Annotated in this window: 1 protein-coding gene; it reads left to right on the top strand. The window is 42.9% G+C overall.

What is annotated here, in order from left to right; all coding sequences use genetic code 11:
* A partial coding sequence (locus tag L1070_RS20125) for a hypothetical protein (protein ID WP_237126908.1) occupies window positions 1-1,022 on the top strand: 1,022 nt, incomplete at its 5' end.
* Between the last annotated feature and the right edge of the window lie 484 nt (window positions 1,023-1,506).

Here is a 1,506-nt window from a genome sequence, read left to right as displayed (position 1 = left end):
GCCTAGCAACCGCTGCAAACTCAATTGAGAATGCGACACGCCCAAGTACCTCGTTTAACAGGTTCAATCGTTTGGTTAATCACTCAAACATGATTAGGCAGCAGTTAAACAGTGATTTAGCAACGAAAGCACAAAGCGTGCAGAGCACTCAATCACTCATTGTTAATAATCAAGCTTGGGTTGATAGAAATACCACGACAATGGGTAGAGTGCCACAAGGCTTTGACCTTGAAAGCTCGTTGGCTGGCTCCATTGATTGGCAGGATATGAGTCAGGCTTTAACACCGGGGCCTTGGCGTGAGGAGTATGTGTTTGGTGCTCGAAATACACAATCAGATTTAACGCGTAACCTTGGCTATGCATCGCTCACAGTCGGTGGATTAGGTTCTACTCATACTGCTCTAAGCGGTATTGCTGCGACAAAACGAGGCAGTTATGGTTTTGGCTTAGTGCAAAACACAGGTTGGACACTAGCAGACAAAGCGCCACTCTCAACCATTTTTGATGGTAGTTTTGGTCGGGGGGCGTCGACACCGCTTAACGGTGTAAGCAATTACAGCTTTGGCTTTGGGCCTGTAGATGATATTAAGAGTTTGACTGGGAATATCTCTGAGTTGATGGACAATGATTGGATAAAGCTGGGTGGAAATACCTTAGACTTTTTAGGTCCCGCTGTTTCAGGTTATCAAGCTTATGACTATCAGTTTAATCAAGAAAACCATAATTGGAGCAACCCAGCTAATCAAGCTGATATTGCCAGCAATTGGGGTAAATTCGGTGTGGACAGCACCTTTGCGTTAGCATCATTAACTGGTGTAGGCACAATTCCAGCAGCTATTTATGGTATTACAGACTTTGCTTTACAAGCATCCGGCTATAGCTATACCCCTAAATTCCACCCAACAGAAATGGGCGTTGAGAAGAAAAGCTGGACGGGCCTAATGTATCAATTTGGCGACATGATTGAGGCTAACCAAAGAGTTAACCCTAACTTTAAAGTACGTGAACCGGGAGGATTTTAAGTGGGCATTTTAAGTTGTATTCGTAACTTCTATCTGTATGTATATTTCCATGGTGCATTGCAACCAGATACAAAGAGAGTATTCCCACCAAGGGGGTTTCTGGGTATGACGCTATTAGTAATGGTGTTTCATACTGGAACTATTTTGTATACGTTTAACGCGGTGGGTGTTCGATTTATTGAGGGGGTATTTACTGAACACTTGTTTACGTTTAGAGGAAGTGTAAATCTCATAATGATTCTGGCGATTGTATTTGCTGTTCTGCTTACATATTTGGTTTGTTGTTTTGGGGTCAGATTTGATGAAATAGAACCCCGATTAGCTAAAACAAAATGGTTAGCGAAGCGCTCAGTGTGGAAGATGATTTTGTTGCCAATATTGAGCATGGTGATGTTTATATTGAGTGGTGTTTTGTTTTATTAGGTGGGGAAGTATCGGCTAGCAGTTAAAGCTAGCCGATGCGCTTGGCAATGCGTTGGGGAAT

The sequence above is a fragment of the Pseudoalteromonas sp. MMG022 genome (genome assembly GCF_021654245.1).
Lineage (GTDB): Bacteria > Pseudomonadota > Gammaproteobacteria > Enterobacterales > Alteromonadaceae > Pseudoalteromonas > Pseudoalteromonas amylolytica.
The sequence above is the reverse complement of the archived record's forward strand: the minus strand, read 5'-3'. Positions and strand labels throughout refer to the sequence as shown.